Annotated in this window: 5 protein-coding genes; 1 reads left to right on the top strand and 4 read right to left on the bottom strand. The window is 70.5% G+C overall.

From position 1 onward, the window contains the following. The 4 genes from ACT6S0_RS25530 to ACT6S0_RS25515 all read right to left on the bottom strand — a co-directional run. A partial coding sequence (locus ACT6S0_RS25530) for a hypothetical protein (protein ID WP_444766544.1) occupies window positions 1-490 on the bottom strand: 490 nt, incomplete at its 3' end. Between the two features lie 5 nt (window positions 491-495). Beyond that, window positions 496-2,310, bottom strand: coding sequence for a type III secretion system outer membrane ring subunit SctC (sctC, locus tag ACT6S0_RS25525; protein WP_444766543.1), 1,815 nt, complete (start codon window positions 2,308-2,310; stop codon window positions 496-498). Next, a complete protein-coding gene (locus ACT6S0_RS25520) occupies window positions 2,307-4,289 on the bottom strand; it encodes an FHIPEP family type III secretion protein (protein ID WP_444766542.1) in 1,983 nt (660 codons plus the stop codon). The genes sctC and ACT6S0_RS25520 overlap by 4 nt, the downstream gene beginning before the upstream one ends. After that, window positions 4,286-5,044, bottom strand: a complete 759-nt coding sequence (locus ACT6S0_RS25515) for a lytic transglycosylase domain-containing protein (protein WP_444766541.1) — start codon at window positions 5,042-5,044, stop codon at window positions 4,286-4,288. The genes ACT6S0_RS25520 and ACT6S0_RS25515 overlap by 4 nt, the downstream gene beginning before the upstream one ends. Window positions 5,045-5,363: 319 nt before the next feature. Between ACT6S0_RS25515 and ACT6S0_RS25510 the strand changes: the two genes are divergently transcribed. Further along, complete coding sequence (locus ACT6S0_RS25510; protein WP_444766540.1) at window positions 5,364-6,572, top strand: EscU/YscU/HrcU family type III secretion system export apparatus switch protein; 1,209 nt, start codon at window positions 5,364-5,366, stop codon at window positions 6,570-6,572. The last annotated feature ends 123 nt before the right edge of the window (window positions 6,573-6,695 follow it).

The following is a 6,695-nucleotide window of genomic DNA, read 5'->3' as shown; positions in this document are numbered from 1 at the left end:
GCATGACGCCGCCGGTCACCATGACCAGGCCGAGCGCCGTCAGCAGGCCTTCGACGAAGGGACGGGGCGGCGGGGCGGCGGGCGTGCGCCGCGGTGCCTGGCTGCTGGAGAGCAGCTCGGGGCCGTCGTGCATGACGGGCTCGGGCCAGTGCGCCTGGTCGGCCGGGCCATAGGCCACGCGGGTGTCGCCCAGTTCCAGCGGCTGGCCCGGCGCCCAGGCGTGCACGGCGGTGCCGGGCTCCAGCGCCCGCCCGGCCAGCGCGGCATGGCCCGAGATCAGCTGCAGGCCGACGCGGTCCGGGCCGGTCGGCGTCAGGCGCGCATGGAAGTCGAGCTGGCTGGACAGCAGGATGTCGGCGAACTGCGTGTCGCCCAGGTTTCCGGCGTTCTGGCTGCAGACCAGCAGGTCCTGCTGCGGCTCCAGACGGGCGCGTGCACCGGCCTGGCGGCCGGCCTGCACGCGCAGTTCGAGCAAGGGCTTGGTCAGCATGGCGATCACTCCTGGGGGGCGGTGCTTTCGCTGGTCGCGGCATTCGGCGCCGCCGCGCTGGACGGATGGGCAAGGGGCTGGCGGGCCTTCTCCATCACGTCGGCGGTGGCCTTGCTGCTGGCCAGGCGCGGCGTGATGAGGAACATGCGCTCGATGCGCTGACCACCCTTGCGCTGGGTCTTGAACAGGTTGCCCAGCACGGGGATGTCGCCCAGCACCGGCACCTTGTCGATGCCGGCATTGGAGCTGTCGCGCACCATGCCGCCGATCAGCAGGCTCTCGCCCTCGGAGATCAGCGCCTGCGTGTTGATGCCGGAGCGCTCGACGACGGGCAGGTTGTCCACGGTCTGGCCGGTCAGGCCGCCGTCCTCGATCTGCACCAGCAGCTTGATGCGCGGCGTGTCCTCGCCGTCCCTGAACACATGCGGCGTGACGCGCAGCCGCGTGCCGGCGGTGACGTTGAAGAGGTCCACCTCCTCGCGGCCGGCCACGCGCACGTAGTAGGTCGAGCTGTTGTCGAACACCGCCTCGACGTTGGACAGCGTGACCACCTGCGGGCTGCTGACCACCTTGGCGGCGCCGTCGCTCTGCAGCGCCGTGATGCGCGCGACGAAGGGGTAGCGGTCGCCGATGACGGCGGAGATGACGCCGCCCTCGGCGCTGGGCGTCGGGTCCACGCGGCCGTTCAATCGGTTGTCGCTGGCCGTGCCGTTGCCGAACATCAGGCTGGACAGGCCGCGGTTGTAGCGCCAGTTGATGCCCAGCTCGCGCATGCGGTCGGTGTTGATGTCGATGATGGTGGCCTCGATCTCCAGCGACTGCGGCTCGACGTCAAGCGACTTGATCAGCGCCGCATAACGCTCCAGGCGCTCGGGCAGGTCGCGCACGATGACGGCGTTCAAGCGCGGGTCGGCCTCGATGCGCGGCGCGAACTCGGGGGGCGGCGGCGGCAGCTCCGTGGCGGTCGCGGCGGGCATTGCATAGCCGGCGTCGCTGAGGGCGGCCACCAGCGTGTCGGCGCCGCGCACGCTGGGCGCGGCATCGTCGACCAGGCCCAGGGTGGTGGTGTTGCGGTGTGGGCTGGCGCGCAGGCGCTGGCTGCCCTGGGCGCGCGCGGGGTCGCTGGCGACCTGGATGCGTGGCCTGGCCGGCTGGCCGGTCAGCGCTCGCAGGATGCTGGCCACGCCCGGCAGCGTGGTCTGCTGGCCGCCGAAGCTCATCGGCACGTCCTGCGCCCAGGCATAGCGCAGGTAGAAGATGCGGTAGTCGGGCAGGGGCTGCTGCTGCGGCTGGGGCACCCAGCTGTTGACCGCCGCCGCCGCCGTCGTGGGCCGCACCTGGCGCACCAGCTCGTCGATCTGCTGCACGAAGCGGCGGGCGCCCACGGCCAGCAAGGCACCGTCGCCACCGAACTTGAGCGTGTTGCGAGCATCCGGCAGCTGCAGCGCCTGGGCGGCGCGCTGCACCTGGGCAGCGGTGGCGGGGCTGAGCAGGTAGCTGCGTGTCTGCGTGTCACCGGCCGGGGCGATATAGAGCACACCGCCGTCGTAGTAGCTCAGCAGGTTGTAGGCCCGGCTGAGGTCGCGCAGCAGCTTGGCTGGCGTGCCCTCGAAGCGCCCGTTGACCTGGCCCTGCACGCCGCTGACGACGACCGGGATGTCGGTGCCCGAGAACAGGCCCTGCAGGAACTGCTCGATGGGCTGGTCGCGCGCCTCCAGCTTGACGGGGCTCAGGCCTTCGGGCAGCGGCGCGGCCGACAGGGGCAGAGCTTGGGCCAGCAACAGCGCGGCGGCGGCTGCGAATCGGAGTGTGGATGTCATGCGGCGAGAAGCGCGGTCTGGGAGGAGGCCTGCGGTAGCGCTTGGGGGCAGGGCAAGTGGTGCAGCGGCGTGAGCCTGAGCGTCGGCAGCAATTCGTGGAAGGACAGCACGGGGGTGTCGAAGCACTCGGCCTCGACGAGCTTGCGCAGATGCCAGCGCAGATCGATGGCGCAGACGATGGCCTGCGGTCGCAGTGCGGCGATCTGGGCCTGCACGTCGGCGGCGAACTGGCGCGCCACGTCGGGCGAGATGGCCAGCTGGGTGACGCCGCCGCTGACATGCAGGTTCTGCCGCATCAGGGCTTCCAGCTCCGGCGACAGCAGCAGCGCCTGCAGCTCGCCGCTCGGGCAGACGCGGTGGTGGGTCTGGCGGCGCAGGGCGATGCGGGTCATCTCCGTCAGCGCCTGCACGTCCTTCTCGCGCTGCGCGGCCTCGGCCAGCGCTTCGAGGATGTCGCGCAGGTTGCGGATCGAGACTTCCTCGCACGCGAGGCGGCGCAGCACCTCGGTGACCTTCTGCACCGGCAGCGCGCGCAGCACTTCCTTGACCACGTCGGCGAGGTCGGCCTGGGCGCGCGTCAGCAGCTCGCTGGTCTCCTGGATGCCGATGAACAGGGCGGCATTGCGGCGCAGCGCCTGGCGCACCTGCTCGGCGAGCAGGTGCGGGTCGTCGGCCTGCCCTCCATCGGCCAGCGGCACCTCGTGGGCCAGCAGCCGCCAGCCTTCGCGGTTGACGCGGCCATGCAGGGCCACGCGCGGCAGCGGCAGGCCGCGCTCGAGCTGCAGGTCGTCCAGCATGGACTCGACGGCGCGCGTCACGCCTGCGCCGCCGTCGGCCAGCAGCTTCTGCGGCAGCTCCAGCAGCAGCGGCACCGAAGGCCGCACCCGCGGCTGGGCGGTGCGCACGACGGCTGGTTCGGCGCGGGCACGCTTGCTGCGCATATTGGGCAGGCGCTCGGTCAGCCAGTCGCGGCTGTGTGGGGTCAGCATCAACCCGGCCGCCGCGAACACCAGCGCAAGCAGGCCGAACACCAGCGGCGGAAAGCCGGGCACCGTGGCCAGCATCACGCAGATGCCCGCAGCCATCAGGTGCACGCGCGGCTTGGCGCCGAGCTGCTTGCGGATGGCGTCGCCCAGGTGACGGTCGTTCTCGTCGTCGTTGGTGCGCGTCACCAGCAGGCCGGCCGCCATCGCGCCGAGCAGCGCCGGGATCTGCGACACCATGCCCTCGCCGATGCTCAGGATGGAGTAGCGGTGCACCGCGTCGCCCATGCTCATGTCCTGCTGCAGCACGCCGATGGCCAGGCCGCCGAGCAGGTTGATGAGGATGATGACGATGCCGGCAATGGCGTCGCCCTTGACGAACTTCATCGCGCCGTCGAGGCTGCCGTGCAGCTTGCTCTCCAGCTCCAGCGTGCGGCGGCGGCGCTTGGCCTCGTCCTTGTCGATCAACCCGGAGCGCAGGTCGGAGTCGATGGACAGCTGCTTGCCCGGCATCGCGTCCAGCGAGAAGCGCGCCGCCACCTCGGCCACGCGCTCGGCGCCCTTGGCGATGACGATGAACTGCACCACCGTGATGATCAGGAACACCACCAGGCCCACCACCAGGTTGCCGCCCGCCACCATCTTGCCGAAGGTGGCGATGATGTGGCCGCCGTCGGCATGCAGCAGGATCATGCGGGTGGTGGCGATGGACAGCGCCAGGCGGAACAGCGTCGTCATCAGCAGCACGCTGGGGAAGACCGAGAACTCCAGCGGCCCCGTCACGTAGACGGCGATCAGGATCAGCACCAGGCCCGAGGCGATGTTGACGGCCACCAGCAGGTCGATCAGCCACAGCGGCAGCGGCAGCACCATCAGTGCGACGATGGCGACGATGCCGGCGACCAGGAAGAGGTCGCTGAAGCGGGCGATCAGGCCTTCGCGCGGCTGGTCGCTTGCCGCGAAGTAGCCCGACAGTCCGTCCGGCCGCGTCGTCATGTCGGGCCCCCGAACCAGCGCCGCAACTCGGCATACACGGCCATCACGTTGCGCACATAGGCCTGGGTTTCCGCATAGGGGGGCACGCGGCGGCCATGGCGTTCGACGGCCCCTTCGCCGGCGTTGTACGCGGCCAGCACCAGCGTCAGGTCGTTGCCGAAGCGGGCCTGCAGGCGCTTGAGGTAGCGGGCCGAGGCTTCGAGGTTGGGCTGGGGGTTGAGCAGCTGCGCTGCCTCGGCCACGCCCATGTCACGCCCGGTGGCGGGCATGACCTGCATCAGCCCGCGGGCACCGGCGTGGGAGATGGCCTGGGCCTGGTGGCGCGATTCGATGTGGGCCACGGCATGCAGCAGCAGCGGGTCGATGTCGTGCCGAACGGCCACCTCGGCCATCAGCGGGGCCAGGGCGCGGATGCGCGCCTGGCCGGAGGCGTCGCGGTCAACCCGGGCCGGTCTGGGCGTGGGTGGGGTGATGGCAGCGCGCCCCGGCAGGGGCACTGGTGCCGGCGTTGATGCCTCGGCGCGTACCGCCGCCGTCGCCACCTGTGCGACGACCAGTGGCACGGCGCTCCTCACCACCGTGGCCGCGCACAGCCGTTCGGACAGGGCAAAGCCGCTGTCACCGGCCGCGGGGGTGGCGTCGAGCAGCGCTTCGGCGCCCTGGGGCCGGCAGCCCGCCGCAGCCTGCGTGCACGCAAGGCTGGCGCCTAACGCCGCGATTGCCATGACATGACTGAGCCGTTGTGGTTCGAGCACCTGGACATCCCTGTTCCGTGAACGGGGCGGACTATGGAGGCAAGGCCTGGCCCCTTGTTGACGCTTGCAAGCAGACGTAACTGACTAACCCGTAGACATCGCACCCTTTGTATGCAGAGCAGGGCCCCCCACGTTTACGCGTGGAAACAACTGCTGCAACGCCGTAGTTCGAAGACCGGGCATCGTTCGGTCCCGCCCGTTCCAACACCCATGCGGACGGCATGGTGAGGCGCCCCCTAGAAGTAGGTCTGGGCAACGCGCCGTAAACAAGTTTTCACAAACCCCGTTTGCACCCCCTAGAAATAGGTGTTAGGGAGCCATGGCTGACGACAGCGGCGACAAAACCGAACAGCCGACCCACAAGCGCCTGCAGGACGCCCGCAAGAAGGGCGACATCGCCAAGGGCAGGGAACTGACCGGCACGGCCACGCTGCTCGTGTGGCTGGTGACCGGGGCGCTATGCGTGGGCCTGGCCGGCGAGCGTGCGGCGGCGCTGTGCGAGGCAATGTTCGCGCGCATCGCCGCGGGCTGGCGCGCGGAAGGCTTCGGCCATGTGGCAGTGCTGCTGGGCTGGCAGAGCGTGGAGCTGGCGGTGCTGCTGGTGGGTCTGCTGATGATCCCGGTGGCGGTGCTCGGCACGCTGGTGGAGTACCTGCAGGCCGGGCCGGTGCTGGCCTTCGAGAAGGTGGCGCCCAAGCTGGAGCACCTCAACCCGGCCCAGGGCCTCAAGCGCATGTTCTCGCTCGACAACCTCGTCGAGCTGCTCAAGGGCATCCTGAAGACGGCGTTGCTGGTCGGCATTGGCTGGGCCGTGGCGCTGGTGCTGCTGCCCGATGCGATGCGGCTGGCGATGGCGCCCGACCGGCCGGCCCAGCACCTGGGCGGTCTGATCTGGGAGGCCACCGTCAAGACCCTGGCGTGGACCGTGGGCGTGTTTGCCGGCGTGGCCATGCTCGACACCTTCTGGACGCGCCACCGCTACACCAAGAAGCTGCGCATGAGCATGCGCGACATCAAGCAGGAGATGAAGGACAGCGAGGGCGACCCGCAGCTCAAGCAGCAGCGCAGGCAGGCCCATGCGGAGTGGAGCCAGCGCAACCAGGCGGCGGCCGCGCGTGGCGCCAATGCGCTGGTGGTCAACCCGACGCATGTGGCCATCGCCATCGACTTCGAGCCCGGCCGCTGCCCCGTGCCTACCGTCAGCGCCAAGGGCGAGGATCATGTCGCCCGTGCGATGCGCGAGGCCGCCGAGGACGCGGGCGTGCCCATCGTGCGCAATGTGCCGCTGGCGCGCGAGCTGCTGGCCCGCTGCGAGGCCGGCGAGGTCATCCCGCCCGATCTCTTCGACGTGCTGGCCGAGGTCATCGTCTGGGCCGATGGTGTGCGCGAGCAGCTCAAGTGGGAGGCCGCCCGCGCCGACCCGCACCGGCGCGACGAGGTGCCGCCCGAGCCACCGCGCACTCGCCCTGCGCCGGGTGAAGACCTGACCCCCCACCCCGACCTGGATGCGCGCATGGCGCCCGCCTGACCACCCAAAACACGCCATGCAAGACCTGATGCTCAATATCGCCGGCACCGTCGTCGCGCTCGCCTTCGTGCTGCTGCTGGCGTGGGTGCTGATCCGTGGCTGGCGACGCCTGCAGGACTTCGG

The sequence above is a fragment of the Roseateles sp. genome, assembly GCF_052436255.1.
In the GTDB taxonomy this organism is placed as follows: Bacteria; Pseudomonadota; Gammaproteobacteria; order Burkholderiales; family Burkholderiaceae_C; genus Pelomonas.
The sequence above is the reverse complement of the archived record's forward strand: the minus strand, read 5'-3'. Positions and strand labels throughout refer to the sequence as shown.